The organism is Xenorhabdus eapokensis (genome assembly GCF_001908105.1).
The window spans coordinates 39,243-58,769 of sequence record NZ_MKGQ01000002.1 but is presented as its reverse complement, the minus strand read 5'-3'; the positions used below and the strand labels follow the sequence as shown (position 1 = coordinate 58,769).

Here is a 19,527-nt window from a genome sequence, read left to right as displayed (position 1 = left end):
TTTTGTCACTCCGAAGCGGGTATTCCGTGACCGCCTAAGCGGTCACATTCAATTCACTAATTGGCTTGAACAAACGAGGATCCTAACTGATTCATTCTTTATGTCATAGACTAAAACATAATGACGATGAATAACCAGCTCACGTGTACCAACAATACGTCCGCGACGTCAGTCCAAAGCTGCTACCGGATTATCTAGTGAAATATATTCACGAATTTTTTTTCTGTCAGTACTGGCTGATAACGTCCATACAATTTTCATTTCTTAGCCAGTTTCTCTCGGATTTCCGTGCGCCATGCATTTGCGTCAGCTTCAACTTCTTCCGCTGACATCAAATTTCCGATATTGGCATCATCAATACCTATTTGAACCTGTTCGCGAAACCAAGCATCGTAATCCGCCGCTTCTTGCTGTTTGCGAACAAAATCACGCATAAATTCGCGCAAAAGCTGTGCACCAGTACGATCAAGTGCTTTTGCTGCCGTTGAAAAATCGCTTTTCAGTGTATCATCGACCCTAAATGTAAATGTCGTTTCACTCATAGCTATACCTCAATAGTTACCTATATAGCATGTGTTACATTGTAATACATGCTAACTCTAGAGAGAAAAACTCGCAAGGTAAGAGTTCAAATTTCACTCAAAACATACTCATAACATTTGAACCATCCCAACAATCTCTCCCATCAACTAGTAGCGACACACGTCCAGCTAAGGTATTATTGCCCGCTATATTATTGGTACACGCCCATTATCAATTGAATTTATGGCAAAAGAACAAACTGATCGCACCACACTGGATTTGTTCGCAGATGAACGCAGGCCTGGGCGACCTAAAACAAACCCGCTGTCCAGGGATGAACAGCTTAGAATCAATAAGCGCAATCAGTTGCGACGAGATAAAGTCAAAGGACTACGTCGAGTGGAACTCAAACTCAATGAAGATGCCGTCGACGCACTAAACCATCTGGCAAAACAGCGCAACATTAGCCGCAGTGAATTGATTGAACAAATGTTATTAGCTCAACTGACAGAAAAAAATCACCTTGCCGATTAACGGCTTTTATTAAACACAATGAAGCGGTATCACCACACAAATCTGACAGATTTGTCATGGATGTTTGGTCAAAATAACGCTTTTCATGTTACTGAAACTGACATTTTTCTAGCTGATTTCAGCGTGATGTGTATAGATTTAATACACAAATAAAACAAGAGGTTAACCCATTTTATGGCAATAATAGGTATATTCTTCGGTAGCGATACAGGCAACACAGAAAACATCGCCAAAATGATCCAAGAAAAATTGGGTGGTGCTGATGTTGCTGAAGTCCACGATATTGCCAAAAGCAGCAAAGAAGACATTGAAGCCTTCGATATCCTGCTGCTTGGCATCCCAACCTGGTATTACGGCGAAGCCCAGTGTGACTGGGATGATTTCTTCCCAACACTGGAAGAGATCAACTTCGAAGGGAAACTGGTTGCTTTGTTCGGCTGTGGTGACCAGGAAGATTATGCAGAGTACTTCTGTGATGCTATGGGCACCATTCGCGATATTATTGAGCCTCGTGGCGCCATTATTGTAGGTCACTGGCCAACCGAAGGATATCATTTCGAAGCCTCTAAGGGCATGGCCGACGATAACCATTTTATTGGTTTGGCCATTGATGAAGATCGTCAACCAGAATTGACGGATGAGCGCGTTGAAGCCTGGGTACAACAGATCAAGGCTGAAGTGAGCCTATCAGAAATTCTAATTGCTTAATAAGAAGATAAAAGCCCTTTCAGGCAGGATTATTCTTGCATAATGTGTCATGATATCTGAATAGGCATGGTTTTCATTTTTAATATCCATGCCTATAATCAGCAACGTGAAACAGAATCATGATTCCCTCACGATACCCAAGTATCACAAGTTCACTTAACTCAAGTTACAGGACTGAATCCGCATGACCGACAACAATAAAGCATTGAAAAATGCTGGACTTAAAGTAACACTTCCACGACTGAAAATTCTGGAAGTGCTACAGGACCCAGAATGCCATCATGTCAGTGCGGAAGATCTCTACAAGAAACTGATTGATATCGGTGAAGAGATTGGCCTCGCCACTGTCTATCGCGTGTTGAACCAGTTCGATGATGCCGGCATTGTCACACGCCACAATTTTGAAGGCGGTAAATCGGTTTTTGAACTCACCCAACAACATCACCATGACCACCTGATTTGTCTCGACTGCGGTAAGGTCATTGAATTTAGTGATGAGTTTATTGAAGAGCGCCAGAAAAATATTGCTGAGCGTTATGGCATTAAGCTCTCAAACCACAGTCTTTATTTATATGGTCACTGTGCTGCTGGTGATTGCCGCAAAGATAACGCGCTGCATGATGAAAAAGCATGATAGATAGATAAACAAGCACCGAATAAGGCAACTGAAATAATCCACTTCTGGTGTTTGTTCGTCTGAATAAGCTACTGCCGATTAGAATTCCAACTAATCGGCAGGTTACTTTATCAATCTTCTGCTCTGGTTTCCCCTCATTGCTCAAAAGCAGCCGTTAGAATTTAACTTCATCGATACGGCTAAAGCGTTTTCCATCAGTACTGACAGAACGAATTTTCACCTTGCCGCTGACATGAGGTCGCTGCCTGTCATTGTAATCCTGCCATGTTTTTCCATTATCCAATGAGTATTGGATAACCACCCCTGGCAATGCGATATTGGCTTCCAGTGTTTCAGAAACAATTCTGCCACCCGGCACTGGCAAACGATATGAAATTTGGGCGTTATCCAGCTTCGCTAGCTCACGCTGTCCGATCAGATTGGCAAAGCGTTCCCAATTTTGTTGCAGAAGAACCGTATCAACATAGTGCGTTATTCCACCTTTATACTCCCTGCCTTGCTGATAATTCTGCTCCCACTCTGCCTGGTGCCATGCCCGTTCTGCCAGCGGCAGTAAACGTGGATAAATCATATACTCCATTTGATCATCGGTGCGCACGGTTTCACTCCATAATTGCCCCGACATACCATAAGCCCCTGGCCAGCGTTTATTGCTATGAGTACTAAAGTAATTGCCATCACGATCCAGCGAGGTTTCAGCATTTTGTGGCATATTATTCGGAGCAAAGCTGAAAATTTTTGCCTCATCATTAAAGCGAGTTGCCCAATAGTAGCCCCGCTCTTTCGGATGGACTTCGTATGGCATATCCAGATAGACGTAATCAGGACTGGAAACAACAACCCGATAGCCCTTATTTGCCCAGTCATTGGCAGAATCATAACCTCCCCAATACAGGGTATCCCAAAAGTTCACCGCAACATGTTTAGTGGCGAAATCTTTTGCCGATTTAGCCTGTTTCAGGCCATCCTGCCACGCCTGCATGGTGCTGATACCGTGAGCATTGACGATTTTGCTGACTTCAATGGCAAAATAACTGGCAAGTTCATCAACATCTTTAATGACACCTTGCGCTATCATCTTCTGACAAGCCTGAGATTTTGCCCACGGTTTGTCTTCGATTTTCTGGTTGATAATGCCCTTATCTGGCACACTCGGTTCGTCTTTATCCTGGTATCCCGCGCCTAAACGAATATTTTTCGCCTCATCCCCACCAAAATGCCATGTATTCAACGGCAAACCGGCCTCTTGGTGCATGGCAACAACTTCGCTAATAACTTTATCGATAAACCGTTTTGAAGAGTCCATACACGGGTTAAGATAACTGTGGCGATCATAGAATTGCACGGAGGTGGTATTCGAGGTATCTGTCGGATCAAGCAGACGATATTCGTTGGCTTCCTGCTCTTTGCCCTGCGCCATAAGCCGCTTATAACGCGCTTCCATCGACATCACTGCGGCACGAGCATGGGCGGGTATATCAATTTCTGGGATCACTTCTATCTGGCGGGCTTTGGCATAGTTCAGAATATCAATGTAATCCTGACGGCTAAAATAGCCACTTCCCATATTGTTATTCTCTGGCCCTGATCCCAATTGCGGCAATAAGCACTGAGTCTCACTCAAATCATGGCAACGTTGACTGCCGATTTCAGTCAATTCCGGTAAATCAGGGATTTCTAAACGCCAACCTTCATCATCACTCAAATGGAAATGAAACTTGTTCAATTTATAGCGGGACATTTGATCAAGCAGACGCAAGACAGCTTCTTTACTATGAAAATTTCGCCCAACATCAAGAAACACACCACGATATTCAAACCGTGGAGCATCTTTTGCCGTCAGTGTCGCAATCTTTGGCATACCATTGGCAGGAAGTAAGGAAAATAGCGATTGTAGGCCATAGAATACACCAGATTGATCAAATGCGATGATTTGTGCCCCTTTGGTGGTAATCTCCAATAAATACGCACCTTTTATTCGCCAAGGCTTGGTAAATTGGTTTGCGTTGATTTGAGTCGCTATTCGGTAACCATTATCCGTTAAATGAATATCACGAGCTTTGAAACGCTCCCTGATCACGTTAATAGATTCACCGCTCAACCCACCTAACTCTAATTTCACGCCACGGGATAAATCCACATCCTGAGAATGAACGGAAAGCGCTTTCGGTGTCGGAATAATCTGCCCTCGCAGTTTATCTTCACTGATCGTTGCCACTTGTTGGTTTTTTGCAAAGCGGTTTTCAGGCGTCATCAGGGTATTGTTATCCGTTGTGGTTCGTTGCCACTGTTCACCTTTCAGATCAGATAAAAATTCGCTGATGTTTTCTGTATTAGTATTTGCCAAAATTTTGGGCGTCGCATCACCGGAAGTTGCATACCAACGCGGCATAAAATCTGTACTGTAAATCTGCCAATATTCACCAATAATGGGTAGCACGATCTTTTCATTGGCTTTGATGGCCGTAAATTGTTTCGTTGGCTCCAGTTTATGTAAGTCACCGGTAATATGGGTGATTTTGTATTGATCATTATCCAATTTCAGGATTTGGCGAATACTGTGAAAATAGAGCGCCCAATCGGAAGAGTTGATTGCCTGATCACCATTGCTCAAGATAATGTTGACCCGATTACAGGCCGCCGAATCAGCGCCAAGAATGGCACAATCTGTACCATGTGAACCCGCCTGATTATCAATGACTTTGAAAGTGACTTTTAACTGACTGAGTAAATCCACGATCTGTTGTGATGACATTGGATTTTGCGGCGACATTGCCGATGTCATTTCTGTATGAGCGCTGCCTATAAATCCAACTGCCGTGATAAATGCTGCCAAGGTACGTAATTTAATGGGTTTCATAAATTACCTCGTCCGAACTTATTATTTTTTCGATGGGTAAGCTTTGGGTAAATAATATACAAGTCTGGCCAGGAAATAACCCTATATAATATGTGACTATAAGGCAATTTTTAATCTTAGATGAAGGGGTTAATTTTCATTACGGGGCTATCAAGCACAAAAAAGCGTGAAAATAATCACGCTTTTTTGTGGAAAGGATCACATTATCTTAGTGAGGTTATGACTCTTGTGAGATTTTTGCCCAAGTATCGCGCAAGCCAACCGTTCGGTTAAAGACCAGATGTTCAGCGCTTGACAGACGGCTATCAGCACAGAAATAACCTTCACGCTCAAACTGATAGGTTGTTTCTGGCAATGCATTTGCCAACCCTGGTTCGACAAATCCTTTACGGATCACCAGCGAATTCTGATTGATAGTAGACAAGAAGTCATCTTCTGCCCCTGGATTTGCCACGCTGAACAGTCGGTCATACAGATAGAATTCTGCCGGTACACCGTGTGCTGCGCTTACCCAATGAATGACCCCCTTAACCTTGCGACCATCGGCTGGATCTTTGTTCAGGGTTTGCTCGTCATACTGGCAATAAATTGTCGTGATATTGCCTTCCGCGTCTTTCTCAACTCGCTCTGCTTTAATCACGTAAGCATTGCGCAGACGGACTTCTTTACCCAGAACCAGACGCTTATATTGACGGTTTGCTTCTTCACGGAAATCTGCACGGTCAATGTACAATTCACGGCTGAATGGCACTTCACGGCTGCCCATTTCTGGTTTGTTCGGGTGGTTAGGCATCGTCAGAATAACTTCACCTTCTGGCATGTTCTCAATCACCAGTTTCACCGGATCAAGAACCGCCATTGCGCGCGGTGCATTTTCGTTCAGATCATCACGAATGCAGGATTCCAATGCCGCCATTTCAACGTTGTTATCCTGTTTCGTCACACCAATACGGCGACAGAACTCACGGATAGCTGCCGCAGTATAACCACGACGGCGTAACCCAGAAATAGTTAGCATACGTGGGTCATCCCAACCATTAACGATGTTTTCTGTCACCAACTGGTTAAGCTTACGCTTGGACATCACCGTATATTCCAGGTTCAGGCGCGAGAATTCGTACTGACGTGGATGGCAATCAATCGTAATGTTATCCAATACCCAATCGTACAAACGGCGGTTATCCTGGAATTCCAGTGTACAGATGGAATGGGTGATCCCTTCCAGCGCATCGGAAATACAGTGCGTGAAATCATACATCGGATAGATGCACCATTTATTGCCTGACTGGTGATGCTCTGCAAATTTGATGCGGTAGATTACCGGATCACGCATAACAATAAACGAGGATGCCATATCAATTTTGGCACGCAAACACGCCTTGCCTTCAGCAAATTCACCGGCACGCATTTTTTCAAACAGCGCCAGGTTTTCTTCTACGCTGCGATCACGATATGGACTGTTTTTGCCTGGCTCTTTTAACGTACCGCGATATTCACGGATCTCTTCAGGACTCAGTTCATCGACATACGCCAGGCCTTTATTGATTAATTCAATAGCGTATTGATACAGGATATCGAAGTAGTCGGAAGAGTAGCGAATATCCCCACTCCACTGGAATCCCAACCACTGAACGTCAGTTTTAATCGATTCAACGTACTCGATATCTTCCTTGACGGGGTTTGTATCGTCAAAACGTAGGTTGCATTGTCCCTGATAGTCTTGAGCGATGCCGAAATTCAGGCAGATCGATTTGGCATGGCCGATATGCAGATAACCGTTGGGTTCAGGTGGGAAACGGGTATGTACGGATGTATGTTTACCAGTTGCCAGATCTTCGTCAATAATCTGACGAATAAAGTTTGTCGGGCGGGCATCTGCCTCACTCATCGTTTTTTTCCTCAATGCAAAAAGCGCTTCAACATAACCTTCTATAATCTAATAAGCTGAACCGAGAAACAATACTTTGTTCGTGGGAAATGGTTTATTTATTGTATCGGCTCAACTTTTTTTAACTCGTTATGACATAAAATGTTATGTGCATTAACTTATTGCATTACTTGAAATAAATCTGACTTATTAGCGATTACATTTCCCTTAGTAAGAATTTTCACACCAACATAATCATCAATATTGCTGATAATCACAGGACTGACCATTGATTTTGCATGTGCATTTAAATAATCCAGATCTAACTTCAATAGAGGATGCCCTATTTTCACTTTCTCCCCTTCTTCCACCAAACGCTCAAATCCTGTGCCATTCAGTGAGACTGTATCTATGCCGATATGAATAATGATCTCAATACCACTATCCGTTTCAATACATACCGCATGGTTGGTATCAAATATCTTCACGACCGTACCCGCAACAGGAGCAAAAATGATATTCGATGTGGGTCTTATGGCAATCCCATCACCGACTAATTTGCTGGAAAAGGCTTCATCAGGAACATCTTCCAATTTGACCAATTCACCCGTTACAGGAGCAATTAAAGTCAAAATGGGTTTACCTGCTGGCTCATCCTCTTTTTCCACCAAAACATCAGCCTCAGACTTGAGGGTTACTTTTGCCGCTGCAACATAACCTGTTTTCAGAATTTCTTTCATCATATTGGATATCAATTCTGCACGTGTACCAACAATAATCTGGACACTCTGCTTATTCAGGCGGATAACACCCGAAGCACCAAGATGTTTTACTAATTGTTCATTGACCAGGCTGGAATCGTTCACAGATAAACGTAAGCGAGTAATACAAGAGTCAACATTCGTCAAGTTGTCTGAACCTCCAACAGCAGCAATGTATTGATGGGCCTTTTCCTGAATGGAACCCGCTGAATTGCTCTCTTTTTTCGCCATATCAATATCATAACCATCAGTTTCATTTGTGGCTGACAACTCACGTCCGGGGGTCATCAAATTGAATTTTTTGATGGTGAAACGGAAGACAACATAATAAAGGCAGAAGAATACCAAACCCTGCGGAATCAACATGTACCAATGAACAGCCAGCGGGTTACGTGAAGAAAGTAACATATCGACAAATCCGGCACTAAAGCCAAAACCGGCAATCCAATGCATGGCAGCCGCAATATAAACCGAAATCCCAGTCATGATGGCATGCAGAACATAAAGCACTGGTGCAACAAACATGAAAGAAAATTCAAGCGGTTCTGTTACTCCTGTAAAGAAAGCCGCAAATGCCCCTGCCATCATAATACCAGCAACCTTCGCTCTATTTTCCGGACGAGCGCAGTGGTAAATCGCTAATGCAGCTCCCGGCAAGCCAAACATCATAATCGGGAAGAAACCAGCCTGATAACGGCCAGTGATACCCATAACCGCAGTTCCTGCTTCAATGGATTTCTGTCCACCAAGAAAGTTAGGAATGTCATTGATACCAGCAACATCAAACCAAAATACTGAGTTCAGTGCATGATGCAAACCAATGAGTATCAGCAGACGATTGAAGAAGGCATACAAACCCGCGCCAACGGAACCAAGATTGGTGATACTCTCACCGAATGCTACCAGCCAGTCATAAACTATTGGCCAAACAAACATCAAGATAAAAGACACAACAATCATCAAGAAAGAGTTCAAGATAGGAACTAAACGACGGCCACTAAAGAAAGACAGTGCTTGAGGTAGCTCTACACTACTGTAGCGGTTATACAGTTCAGCGGAAAATACCCCCACCAAGATCCCAACAAATTGGTTATTAATCTTGCTAAATGCTTTGGGAATTTCCTCAATCGGAATACCCTTAATCATTGCCACCGCTGCCGGAGAACATAGTTTCATGACAACAATAAATCCGATAAGTCCTGCCAGTGCAGCAGCTCCATCTTTATCTTTCGACATTCCATAGGCAATCCCAATCGCAAACAACATACCCATGTTATCAAGAATGGCATTGCCTGATGTGATAAGCAGTGCCGCCAACTCATTATCGGCCCCCCATCCCGTTGGATCAATCCAATAACCTACACCAACCAATATTGCCGCTGCCGGCAATGTTGCCACAGGCACCATTAATGCCCGACCAATCCGTTGTAAGTAGTTCAGAATGTTCACGTATGCCCCCTTGAAGCTCCGTTAATGGAATCTTTTAGTTAATCAATGTGTGGTGCCATCATTTATGTATTTATTGTTAATACGTTTTTAGTCTAAAAAAAATATTTTGTAACGCAAATTAAATCCATCTAACGCGTGATTAAAATCACCATATTTGATAATTTTTTAATCAAAAATCTAGCTAGTACGCAAAACTTATTTTATTATTAAAAATATCTATATTACATTGAATGCGACAAGACCCCACTTAGAACAAGTACGATGTGTAGTTTTGTCACACAGCTATCACGCCCCGCATTGATATCTCAAAATCATGTGTATCGTGCATAGTTCTCGTCATTAATTTATTGAATGTTTTTTAAGAGGTAATCATGAGGCTGATCCCCCTAACGACGGCAAGTGATGTTGGCCGATGGTCTGCTCACTATATTGCAAGCAGAATCAATGAATTCAATCCAACGGCTGAACACCCTTTCGTGCTTGGGCTTCCCACAGGCAGCACACCACTGGCAACCTACAAGGAACTTATTTCCCTGTATCAAGCTGGAAAAGTGAGCTTCAAGCATGTTGTGACATTTAATATGGACGAATATGTTGGACTATCGGAAGATCATCCCCAAAGCTACCACTCATTCATGTACCACAATTTCTTTAATCACATTGATATTCCAAAAGAGAACATCAATTTGTTAAATGGAAATGCGAAAGATATTGATATTGAGTGCCAGCGTTACGAAAATAAGATCAAGGCTTATGGCAAGATACATTTATTTATGGGTGGTGTTGGTAATGATGGGCATATTGCCTTTAATGAACCCGCATCTTCTCTCTCTTCACGCACCCGCATTAAAACATTGACCATTGAAACGCGGACTGCCAATTCCCGTTTTTTTAATAATGATGTGGAGCAAGTTCCCAAATATGCATTAACTGTTGGTGTGGGTACGTTAATGGATGCTGAAGAAGTTATGATTTTGGCAACTGGAATGAATAAAGCACAAGCTCTGCTTGCCGCAGTAGAAGGGAATATCAACCATATGTGGACAATCAGTTGTCTCCAGATGCATCCAAAATCACTTATTGCTTGCGATGAACCCGCCACTTTGGAACTGAAAGTAAAGACAGTGAAGTATTTTCACCAGTTAGAGGCCGATATCATTAATGAGTTCGCCAGCTAAACTGATCCAGGAGTTAAGATATCAATGTACGCGTTAACCAATGGCATTATTTATACCGGATATGACAGGCTCGATAACCATGCAGTCATTATTGCAGATGGTTTGATTAAACACGTCTGTCCGGTCAACGAGTTGCCAGAAGAGATTGAAAAACATGATTTACATGGCGCAAATCTCGCACCAGGATTTATTGATCTACAACTGAATGGTTGTGGGGGAGTCCAGTTTAATGAACAGTTGGAAGATATTTCAGAAGAGACTCTGCATACCATGCAGAAAACCAACCAGCGCTACGGTTGTACCAGTTTCCTGCCTACCCTCATCACCAGCCCCGATGAATTAATGATAAAAGCCATTGAAGTAATGCGCGCTTATTTGCAAAAAAATCCTAATCAGGCATTAGGGCTGCATCTGGAAGGACCTTATATCAATCCAATAAAAAAAGGAACTCATAATACAGCTTATATCCGCAAACCCACCGCTGAAATGGTTAATTACCTGTGCCTGAATGCGGATGTTATTACCAAAATCACCCTTGCTCCGGAAATAGTAGAAAGCAAATATATTCGACAATTGGCCGAAGCGGGTATTACGGTTTCTGCGGGTCATTCCAATGCCACCTATGAAGAAGCTCGTTATGGCTTCCAACATGGCATTACTTTCTCTACCCATTTATATAATGCCATGCCTGCGATTTCTGGCCGTCAGCCTGGGCTGGTGAGTGCCATTTATGACTCCCCTGAAGTCTATGCCGGCATTATCTGTGATGGAATGCATGTATCATGGCCAAATGTCCGCAATTCCAAGAGATTAAAAAATGAAAAACTTATTTTGGTAACAGATGCCATCCTTCCTGCCGGACTTGCCCCCGATGCCATAGAACAATTTACCTTTGCCAATAAAACAATATATTATCGAAATGGCTTATGTGTTGATGAAAATGGAACACTGAGCGGCTCATCAATCACAATGATTGATTGTGTTAAAAATAGTGTGGAGCATGTTGGTATTGCTTTGGATGAAACGTTGCGAATGGTGACGCTTTACCCAGCCCGCGCAATCGGTATTGATAAACACCTCGGTACGATTGAATCTGGCAAGGTAGCGAATCTGACCGCATTTACTCACGATTTCAAAATCTGCAAAACCATTGTTAACGGAAATGAAATCAAACTACCGTGAGTATAAAGATTGATGAGTAATGAGAACGCACAGAAGCAAATTGGTAATATTGATCTCGTCAAACAGCTAAATAGTGCGGTGGTCTATCGGCTGATTGATCAGCATGGGCCAATATCACGTATCCAGATTGCAGAAGAGAGCCAGCTTGCCCCTGCTAGCGTAACCAAAATTACTCGTCAATTATTGGAGCGGGGCCTGATAAAAGAAGTCGAACATCAGGCTTCCACTGGCGGAAGACGCGCAATCTCTATTATTACTGAAACACGCCATTTCCATACTATTGGAGTCCGGCTTGGGCGCCATGATGCGACCGTGGCGCTGTTCGATATGAGCGGCAAGACGTTAGTGGAAGCACACTATCCTGTGCGGGAAAATAGTCAGCATGAAGTCGAAAAACGAATTATTTACGCCATTGAAAGTTTCATCGACAAAAACCAGCGCCGGATCCGTGAATTGATCGCAATTTCCGTTATTCTGCCCGGACTGGTTGACCCTGACCAAGGTATTATCCGCTATATGCCACACATTAAAGTAGATAACTGGCCTCTGGTTAAGATCCTCAAAGAACATTTCAATATTTTCTGTTTTATTGGTCATGATATTCGCAGCCTTGCATTAGCAGAAAATTATTTCGGGGCAACACGCGATTGTGAAGATTCCATTCTGGTGCGCATCCATCGCGGCACAGGGGCTGGTGTCATTGTTAACAACAATATTTTACGCAATAAACGCGGCAATCTGGGTGAGATAGGCCATATCCAAATCGATCCTCTGGGTCAACGTTGCCATTGTGGTAATTTTGGTTGTCTGGAGACCATTGCGTCCAATTCAGCAATAGAAGCTAAAGTACAGCAACAATTACGCCAAGGGTTTCCAAGTCAGCTTGCCTTGAATAATTGCAATATCCATGCAATTTGCCTTGCCGCCAATGCGGGTGATCTGCTTGCAACAGAAGTCATCAGACAAGTAGGACTCTATCTCGGCAAGGCTATCTCAATCGCCATTAACCTATTTAACCCTCAGAAGGTGGTGATTGCCGGAGAAATTACTGAAGCAGAACAGGTATTACTGCCGATTATCAAAAGCAGCATCAATACCCAAGTATTAGAAGCATTCCGTGAAAACCTCCCCGTGGTGGTTTCTGAGCTAAATCACTGTTCAGCAATTGGAGCATTCGCCCTAACGAAACGTGCAATGCTTAATGGTGTACTGTTACAACATCTTCTTGGCGGATAATTTCAACCGTTTTAGCCGACTTTGTCGACAAAGCGCTTATAAGACAAACAAACAAACGATTTTGTGCATATTTCTTTAAAAAAGCAGTTGACGCATCTGTCTGATATACGCATAATTCGCCCCGCACCGCCGATGAAGGCAAAGCGAGAAAGATGGCTACGTAGCTCAGCTGGTTAGAGCACAGCACTCATAATGCTGGGGTCACAGGTTCGATTCCCGTCGTAGCCACCATCTTTGCGGGAGTGGCGAAATTGGTAGACGCACCAGATTTAGGTTCTGGCGCCGCAAGGTGTGCGAGTTCAAGTCTCGCCTCCCGCACCATTTTCTTCATCGGGTTGTACTTACGATGTGTTTTAGTAACGATTTTAAGTTTTAGTCTGTAGTTTCAGGTGGGGTATCGCCAAGCGGTAAGGCACCAGGTTTTGATCCTGGCATGCCCTGGTTCGAATCCAGGTACCCCAGCCATTTAACTGAAACAGAAAGTTAAAACGAGCTAGAATTAACTAGGCACTCTGGGAATAACAAAGGCTGCATTGATAATACTCAGATGGGGTATCGCCAAGCGGTAAGGCACCAGGTTTTGATCCTGGCATACCCTGGTTCGAATCCAGGTACCCCAGCCATATTAATGAGATTTATCAAAAAAATTACGTTTAACGTAAATGGCTACGTAGCTCAGCTGGTTAGAGCACAGCACTCATAATGCTGGGGTCACAGGTTCGATTCCCGTCGTAGCCACCATTTAAAAATTCAGTTGGGGTATCGCCAAGCGGTAAGGCACCGGATTCTGATTCCGGCATTCCCAGGTTCGAATCCTGGTACCCCAGCCAGTATTTTCAATGAGTTACATTATTTAACAAGTTGAAAAAGAATATACAGGTAAAATATTCTTTGATGTGCAAGCCGCCTTTTAGGTGGTTTTTTCTATTTATGAGCCACAAAAACCACCTCATTTATTCCTCAATAGATAAAAAATCTCATCATTTTCGACTGAAAACTTTTGCCCATTACGCCACAAATCACCCACCTCCCCTATCTCAAATTACACACGAATCTGCCGGCATCTGGAAACGAACGGAAATAAATCGACCAACAGGGATATAGCTAAATCATATCAATATGACATAATATCTAAACCTAAGATGACAAGGCATAAAATGAGATGGGCTACAGCTTAGATTTTCGAAAAAGAGTATTGGCATACAAAGACAAGCATTCGTTGACTTTTGAACAAAACTAGCCCCATAAGGGGCTAATAGGAGGTAATATTCATCCCAGTCCCAATGCGTATTTCAGCGCCAGATTTTTCATGACGCCTGAACGCTGCGCTGCCATTAATGCCAGATTTCGTACCGTTTTTAACCCTGGCAAATCATGACTGAATGCGGTATGGAAAAAATCCATTCCCGCCTGCATCACCAAATTATCCGGCATTCTGCGACGCTGATAACGCATCAAGACAGCCAAAGAATCCCACTCTTCCAATAATTCCTTAGCACCAGTCAGCACCTTGAGTAATACATCAACATCCCGATAGCCTAAATTCACTCCCTGCCCTGCCAACGGGTTGATGGTATGAGCCGCATCCCCCAGCAAAACCAATCCTTCTTGTACGTAATGGTTGGCATGATGACGAGTCAGTGGAAATGAACCCGCAGCAATCGGGGTGACGTTACCCAAACGAGTGGGAAATGCCTGAAAAATTTCTCGCTCAAGTTGTGCCATCGTCATTGACTGCAATTGACGAATACGAGCAGGAGAATCGTACCAAACTAACGAAGCCCATTGATCAAACAACGGCAGAAAAGCCCTGGGACCAGAAGGAAAAAATTGTTGCCATGTTATATCTTGTTGAGGCTGGTTGGTCTTGACGGTTATCAACATACATGACTGCCGATATTGCCACCCGTTACTGCCAATACCCGCCAATTGACGGACTTGAGAACGGGCACCATCTGCGCCAATAATCAAGCGTGTGTTAATTTCCATGCCATCTGCCAATGTCATCAGCCACGTTTTATTCTTATGCTGGCGCTGCATAGATTGCAAAACAGTGGGGCAAATCAATGTCAGGTTTGGATAACGTTCAAATTCCTGCCACAATGCCAGTTGCAAGACACGATTCTCAACCATATACCCCAACTCTGGCAGCCCCAAACTTTCAGCGTCGAAAACGACGTTCGAATCATTTTGCTCCCATGTTTCCAGCTTTCGATAAGGGGCACTACGCATTCGTAGTACGTTTTCCCATGCTCCCAATTGATTCAATAAATCCACTGAAGCACAACTAATCGCAGATATACGAACATCAGGTTCACTATCTGCATCATAAGACGCGGGAGGCTGGTGCTCCAATAATGCAACACGCCAACCTTCCTGCGCCAATCCCAATGCTGTCGCAGCGCCAATCATACCTGCGCCGACGACAACGATATCGAATTTTTGTTGTGGATTATTCATATTCATCACGTCATTAACTTATTGATTAAAATAGTCTACCGGAATTTTCCCTTTCCGGCTGTGAATATCCGCTGTTACAGTCTGGTCACTGGTGCCTCAAATGACTACAATAACCAACAATATTATGCTAAATACACTAAGTGCAATATATTGCACTTTTCAGTGTTGAAGCATCATTCCACTGGAAACACCGGATACAACACAAAATGTCGACGATAAAAAAACTGTATATCAAAACCTGGGGCTGTCAGATGAACGAATACGATTCATCCAAGATGGCCGATTTGCTGGAAACCACTCACGGTTATCAGTTAACCGATGTCGCCGAAGAAGCAGATATCTTACTCCTGAATACTTGTTCAATCCGTGAAAAGGCGCAGGAAAAAGTCTTTCACCAACTTGGCCGCTGGAAAGGCCTGAAAGATAAAAACCCTGAAATCATTATCGGTGTGGGTGGTTGTGTGGCTTCCCAGGAAGGGGATTACATTCGCCAGCGCTCTCCTAGCGTCGATATTATTTTCGGACCACAAACCCTGCACCGCCTGCCCGAAATGATTAATCATGTCAAAGGCAGCCGCAGCCCGATTGTTGACATCAGTTTCCCTGAAATTGAAAAGTTTGACCGCCTGCCTGAGCCTCGTGCAGACGGCCCAACTGCATTCGTTTCCATCATGGAAGGCTGCAATAAGTACTGCACATTCTGTGTTGTACCTTACACCCGCGGAGAAGAAGTCAGCCGTCCTTGTGATGATATTTTATTCGAAATTGCACAACTTGCTGCGCAAGGTGTACGTGAAGTTAATCTGCTCGGTCAAAACGTTAATGCTTATCGTGGCGCTACGTTTGATGGGGGCATCTGTACATTTGCAGAACTGCTGCGTCTGGTAGCGGCTATTGATGGTATCGACCGTATTCGCTTCACCACTAGCCACCCAATTGAGTTTACTGACGATATTATCGCCGTCTACGAAGATACTCCTGAGTTAGTGAGCTTCCTGCATCTGCCAGTCCAGAGTGGTTCTGATCGTATCCTTACCCTGATGAAGCGCGCCCATACTGCACTAGAATATAAAGGTATTATTCGCCGTTTGCGTAAAGCACGTCCTGACATCCTGATCAGTTCTGACTTCATCATTGGTTTCCCAGGTGAAACACAGGATGATTTTGAAAAAACCATGAAACTGATTGCCGATGTTAACTTCGATATGAGTTTCAGCTTCATCTATTCAGCGCGTCCAGGAACACCCGCCGCCGATTTGCCAGATGACGTAAGTGAAGAAGAGAAGAAACAGCGCTTGTACCTGCTCCAGCAGCGCATTAACCAACAAGCGATGAGCTTCAGCCGTGCAATGCTTGGCACTACACAGCGCATTCTGGTTGAGGGTCCGTCACGCAAAAATATCATGGAACTCTCTGGCCGTACCGAAAATAACCGTGTGGTTAACTTTGAGGGAACGCCTGACATGATTGGTAAATTTGTTGATGTTGAAATTGTTGACGTATACGCTAACTCCTTGCGTGGTAAAGTGATCCGTACTGAAGATGAGATGGATCTGCGCATCCATGAGTCACCTGAATCAGTCATTGCCCGTACTCGCAAAGAAGATGAACTCGGCGTTGGCCTTTACCAGCCTTAATAGGCTCTAACATAGAGATAATCAGTGACACAAATACACTCACAAGTAGCAACCCAAGAAATCTTTCTGGAACCCGCAGACAATCAACGTCTGATGAGCCTGTGTGGACCACTTGATGATAATCTGAAACAACTTGAGCGCCGTTTGGGTATTGAAATCAATCGCCGCGATAACCGTTTCAAACTGGCAGGTAAACCATTGTGTGTTAGTGCAGCCGCGGGGATCCTGCGTCACCTTTATGTTGAAACCGCGCCTATACGCGGCATGATACCGGATCTTGAGCCTGAACAGGTTCATCTCGCGATTACCGAAAGCCGAGTGCTGGAACAAGCAGCAGAAAGCGTTCCTGAATACGGCAAGGCCGTCAATATCAAAACCAAACGGGGTGTTGTAAAGCCCCGCACGCCCAATCAGGCGCAATACATTGCTAACATCCTTGATCACGATATCACATTCGGAGTGGGGCCTGCGGGTACAGGGAAAACGTATTTGGCTGTCGCTGCGGCGGTTGATGCACTGGAACGTCAGGAAATCCGCCGTATCCTGCTAACCCGTCCTGCGGTTGAAGCCGGCGAAAAACTGGGCTTCTTGCCTGGTGATCTCAGCCAGAAAGTCGACCCTTATCTGCGCCCGCTTTACGATGCCCTGTTTGAGATGATGGGATTTGAAAAAGTTGAGAAGCTGATCGAAAGAAACGTTATTGAAGTAGCACCACTGGCTTATATGCGTGGACGTACCCTCAATGATGCCTTTATTATTCTCGACGAAAGCCAGAATACGACCATTGAACAGATGAAAATGTTCCTGACTCGTATTGGTTTTAATTCTAAGGCAGTCATTACTGGTGACGTCACCCAGATTGACCTGCCAAGAGGCCAAAAATCAGGACTGAGTCATGCAATTGAAGTTTTATCTGATGTTGATGAACTGAGTTTTAACTTCTTACATAGTGAGGACGTTGTTCGCCATCCGGTGGTTGCAAAAGTTGTAATCGCCTATGAAGCATGGGAAGCGGCGGAACAGGAACGTAAAAAATTGCTCGCAGAGAAACGCCGACAGGAAACACAATGAGTTCAGTTATACTAGATTTGCAAATTGCATGTGAAAACCCCGCAGGGCTTCCCGAAGAAGTCCTTTTCCAGCGCTGGCTGGAAGGTGTTTTACCGCAATTTCAGGCCGAAAGTGAAGTGACTATCCGCTTGGTTGATGAGGCAGAAAGCCACGATTTAAACCTCACTTATCGCGGGAAAGATAAACCAACGAATGTGTTATCCTTCCCATTTGAAGCGCCACCTGAAGTTGAATTACCCTTACTCGGTGATTTAATCATCTGTCGCCAGGTTGTTGAAAAAGAGGCAGATGAGCAACAAAAAACGGCCGAAGAACACTGGGCGCATATGGTGGTTCACGGCTGTCTTCATCTTCTGGGATATGATCATATTGAAGACGATGAAGCGGAGGAAATGGAAGCTCTGGAAACAGAGATCCTAAAAAAAATGGGTTATGCTGATCCCTATCTCGCGGAAAAAGAATAACCCTTGTCAACATTTTTATGTTAAACATAATAGTCTACGATTTTATATGGGGAATTTTCATTAAAACGCCATGAGCGACGACCATCCTTCATCAAGTAACGATAACCCTGACCCTAAGAAAGGCTTTTTTGCACTTCTTAATCAGCTTTTTCACGGTGAACCGAAAAACCGTGATGATTTGGTTGAACTGATCCGTGATTCTGAGCAGAACGACCTAATCGATCCCGATACCCGCGAGATGCTCGAAGGTGTTATGGATATTGCTGATCAACGCGTGCGTGACATTATGATCCCACGCTCACAGATCGTTACCTTAAAACGCAACCAATCTCTGGACGAATGTCTGGATGTTATTATTGACTCAGCCCACTCACGCTTTCCCGTGATCAGCGAAGATAAAGATCACATCGAAGGCATATTAATGGCGAAAGATCTGCTACCCTTCATGCGTACAAATGCAGAACCTTTCAGCATTGATAAAGTACTTCGTCAGGCTGTTGTCGTGCCGGAAAGTAAACGTGTTGACCGCCTGCTGAAAGAATTTCGCTCCCAACGCTACCATATGGCGATTGTGATCGATGAATTTGGCGGCGTTTCGGGGCTGGTCACAATTGAGGATATTCTTGAACTGATTGTAGGTGAAATAGAGGATGAATACGATGATGATGAAGATAACGATATTCGTGCTTTAAACCGCCACTCCTATTCAGTGCGGGCATTGACTCAAATTGAGGATTTTAATGACGTTTTTGGCACCAATTTCAGCGATGAAGAAGTTGATACTATTGGTGGGCTAGTCATGCAGGCATTTGGGCATCTGCCTTCACGTGGGGAATCCATCACCATTGATGGCTACCTGTTCAAAGTGACAATGTCTGATAGCCGTAAAATCATTCAGGTTCATGTAAAAATACCGGATGATGCTGACGTTCCTGGCCTTGATAAACAATAAATAGGATCT

The 19,527-nt window shown here is 43.9% G+C and carries 15 protein-coding genes, 6 tRNA genes and 1 pseudogene; 17 read left to right on the top strand and 5 right to left on the bottom strand.

Translation table 11 applies throughout. The features are described from left to right. Positions 1-257: 257 nt before the first annotated feature. Positions 258-542, bottom strand: a complete 285-nt coding sequence (locus Xedl_RS39830; protein ID WP_074022361.1) for a CopG family ribbon-helix-helix protein — start codon at positions 540-542, stop codon at positions 258-260. Positions 543-765: 223 nt separating this feature from the next. On the opposite strand from Xedl_RS39830, the gene ybfE reads away from it, so the two are divergent. The 3 genes from ybfE (at position 766) to fur (ending at position 2,398) form a co-directional block, all read left to right on the top strand. Further along, complete coding sequence (gene ybfE / locus Xedl_RS39825) at positions 766-1,056, top strand: LexA regulated protein (protein ID WP_074018441.1); 291 nt, start codon at positions 766-768, stop codon at positions 1,054-1,056. Between the two features lie 174 nt (positions 1,057-1,230). Then, complete coding sequence (gene fldA, locus Xedl_RS39820; protein WP_074022360.1) at positions 1,231-1,764, top strand: flavodoxin FldA; 534 nt, start codon at positions 1,231-1,233, stop codon at positions 1,762-1,764. 184 nt (positions 1,765-1,948) lie between these two features. Beyond that, the gene (gene fur, locus Xedl_RS39815; protein WP_074022359.1) at positions 1,949-2,398 is read left to right on the top strand and encodes a ferric iron uptake transcriptional regulator; all 450 of its coding nucleotides are present in this window, start codon (positions 1,949-1,951) and stop codon (positions 2,396-2,398) included. A gap of 157 nt (positions 2,399-2,555) precedes the next feature. On the opposite strand, the gene Xedl_RS39810 is transcribed toward fur, so the two are convergent. The 3 genes from Xedl_RS39810 to nagE all read right to left on the bottom strand — a co-directional run bounded on the left by Xedl_RS39810 (position 2,556) and on the right by nagE (position 9,338). Then, positions 2,556-5,261: a beta-N-acetylhexosaminidase gene (locus Xedl_RS39810; RefSeq protein WP_074022358.1), complete on the bottom strand. Its 2,706-nt coding sequence runs from the start codon at positions 5,259-5,261 to the stop codon at positions 2,556-2,558. Between the two features lie 217 nt (positions 5,262-5,478). Continuing rightward, positions 5,479-7,149, bottom strand: a complete 1,671-nt coding sequence (gene glnS / locus Xedl_RS39805; protein WP_074022357.1) for a glutamine--tRNA ligase — start codon at positions 7,147-7,149, stop codon at positions 5,479-5,481. 158 nt (positions 7,150-7,307) lie between these two features. Next, positions 7,308-9,338, bottom strand: a complete 2,031-nt coding sequence (gene nagE, locus Xedl_RS39800; protein WP_074022356.1) for an N-acetylglucosamine-specific PTS transporter subunit IIBC — start codon at positions 9,336-9,338, stop codon at positions 7,308-7,310. A 371-nt stretch (positions 9,339-9,709) separates the two neighbouring features. Here nagE and nagB point away from each other — a divergent pair, with 371 nt between their 5' ends. The 10 genes and pseudogenes from nagB to Xedl_RS39750 form a co-directional block, all read left to right on the top strand. Next, positions 9,710-10,516 (top strand): glucosamine-6-phosphate deaminase, encoded by an 807-nt coding sequence (gene nagB, locus Xedl_RS39795; protein WP_074022355.1) that lies wholly within the window; start codon positions 9,710-9,712, stop codon positions 10,514-10,516. Between the two features lie 24 nt (positions 10,517-10,540). Next, positions 10,541-11,698, top strand: coding sequence for an N-acetylglucosamine-6-phosphate deacetylase (gene nagA, locus Xedl_RS39790; RefSeq protein ID WP_074022354.1), 1,158 nt, complete (start codon positions 10,541-10,543; stop codon positions 11,696-11,698). Positions 11,699-11,710: 12 nt separating this feature from the next. Beyond that, entirely contained in the window at positions 11,711-12,934 is a 1,224-nt protein-coding gene (gene nagC / locus Xedl_RS39785; protein WP_074022353.1) for a DNA-binding transcriptional regulator NagC, read from the top strand. 154 nt (positions 12,935-13,088) lie between these two features. Continuing rightward, positions 13,089-13,165: transfer RNA gene (locus Xedl_RS39780), tRNA-Met, on the top strand. A 5-nt stretch (positions 13,166-13,170) separates the two neighbouring features. Continuing rightward, positions 13,171-13,255: transfer RNA gene (locus Xedl_RS39775), tRNA-Leu, on the top strand. Positions 13,256-13,324: 69 nt separating this feature from the next. Next, positions 13,325-13,399, top strand: a tRNA-Gln gene (locus Xedl_RS39770). Positions 13,400-13,482: 83 nt separating this feature from the next. Beyond that, positions 13,483-13,557 (top strand) — tRNA-Gln (locus Xedl_RS39765). 41 nt (positions 13,558-13,598) lie between these two features. Then, positions 13,599-13,675 (top strand) — tRNA-Met (locus Xedl_RS39760). Positions 13,676-13,689: 14 nt separating this feature from the next. Further along, positions 13,690-13,764 (top strand) — tRNA-Gln (locus tag Xedl_RS39755). Between the two features lie 332 nt (positions 13,765-14,096). Continuing rightward, positions 14,097-14,168: pseudogene (locus Xedl_RS39750) on the top strand (IS630 transposase-related protein); the annotation flags it as partial. Between the two features lie 35 nt (positions 14,169-14,203). On the opposite strand, the gene ubiF reads toward Xedl_RS39750, so the two are convergent. Next, positions 14,204-15,394, bottom strand: a complete 1,191-nt coding sequence (ubiF, locus tag Xedl_RS39745; RefSeq protein WP_074022581.1) for a 3-demethoxyubiquinol 3-hydroxylase — start codon at positions 15,392-15,394, stop codon at positions 14,204-14,206. A gap of 206 nt (positions 15,395-15,600) precedes the next feature. Here ubiF and miaB point away from each other — a divergent pair, with 206 nt between their 5' ends. The 4 genes from miaB to corC all read left to right on the top strand — a co-directional run bounded on the left by miaB (position 15,601) and on the right by corC (position 19,518). Further along, positions 15,601-17,031, top strand: a complete 1,431-nt coding sequence (miaB, locus tag Xedl_RS39740) for a tRNA (N6-isopentenyl adenosine(37)-C2)-methylthiotransferase MiaB (RefSeq protein WP_074022352.1) — start codon at positions 15,601-15,603, stop codon at positions 17,029-17,031. A 93-nt stretch (positions 17,032-17,124) separates the two neighbouring features. Further along, positions 17,125-18,102 (top strand): PhoH family protein, encoded by a 978-nt coding sequence (locus Xedl_RS39735; RefSeq protein ID WP_422645896.1) that lies wholly within the window; start codon positions 17,125-17,127, stop codon positions 18,100-18,102. After that, complete coding sequence (gene ybeY / locus Xedl_RS39730; protein ID WP_074022350.1) at positions 18,099-18,566, top strand: rRNA maturation RNase YbeY; 468 nt, start codon at positions 18,099-18,101, stop codon at positions 18,564-18,566. The genes Xedl_RS39735 and ybeY overlap by 4 nt, the downstream gene beginning before the upstream one ends. Before the next feature lie 70 nt (positions 18,567-18,636). Continuing rightward, positions 18,637-19,518, top strand: a complete 882-nt coding sequence (gene corC / locus Xedl_RS39725) for a CNNM family magnesium/cobalt transport protein CorC (RefSeq protein WP_074022349.1) — start codon at positions 18,637-18,639, stop codon at positions 19,516-19,518. Positions 19,519-19,527: the final 9 nt, after the last annotated feature.

Coding starts and splice junctions, on each gene's coding strand:
- Xedl_RS39830 (WP_074022361.1), bottom strand. CDS start 542: ATGAGTGAAACGACATTTACATTTAGGGTCGATGATACACTGAAAAGC.
- ybfE (WP_074018441.1), top strand. CDS start 766: ATGGCAAAAGAACAAACTGATCGCACCACACTGGATTTGTTCGCAGAT.
- fldA (WP_074022360.1), top strand. CDS start 1,231: ATGGCAATAATAGGTATATTCTTCGGTAGCGATACAGGCAACACAGAA.
- fur (WP_074022359.1), top strand. CDS start 1,949: ATGACCGACAACAATAAAGCATTGAAAAATGCTGGACTTAAAGTAACA.
- Xedl_RS39810 (WP_074022358.1), bottom strand. CDS start 5,261: ATGAAACCCATTAAATTACGTACCTTGGCAGCATTTATCACGGCAGTT.
- glnS (WP_074022357.1), bottom strand. CDS start 7,149: ATGAGTGAGGCAGATGCCCGCCCGACAAACTTTATTCGTCAGATTATT.
- nagB (WP_074022355.1), top strand. CDS start 9,710: ATGAGGCTGATCCCCCTAACGACGGCAAGTGATGTTGGCCGATGGTCT.
- nagA (WP_074022354.1), top strand. CDS start 10,541: ATGTACGCGTTAACCAATGGCATTATTTATACCGGATATGACAGGCTC.
- nagC (WP_074022353.1), top strand. CDS start 11,711: ATGAGTAATGAGAACGCACAGAAGCAAATTGGTAATATTGATCTCGTC.
- ubiF (WP_074022581.1), bottom strand. CDS start 15,394: ATGAATAATCCACAACAAAAATTCGATATCGTTGTCGTCGGCGCAGGT.
- miaB (WP_074022352.1), top strand. CDS start 15,601: ATGTCGACGATAAAAAAACTGTATATCAAAACCTGGGGCTGTCAGATG.
- Xedl_RS39735 (WP_422645896.1), top strand. CDS start 17,125: ATGAGCCTGTGTGGACCACTTGATGATAATCTGAAACAACTTGAGCGC.
- ybeY (WP_074022350.1), top strand. CDS start 18,099: ATGAGTTCAGTTATACTAGATTTGCAAATTGCATGTGAAAACCCCGCA.
- corC (WP_074022349.1), top strand. CDS start 18,637: ATGAGCGACGACCATCCTTCATCAAGTAACGATAACCCTGACCCTAAG.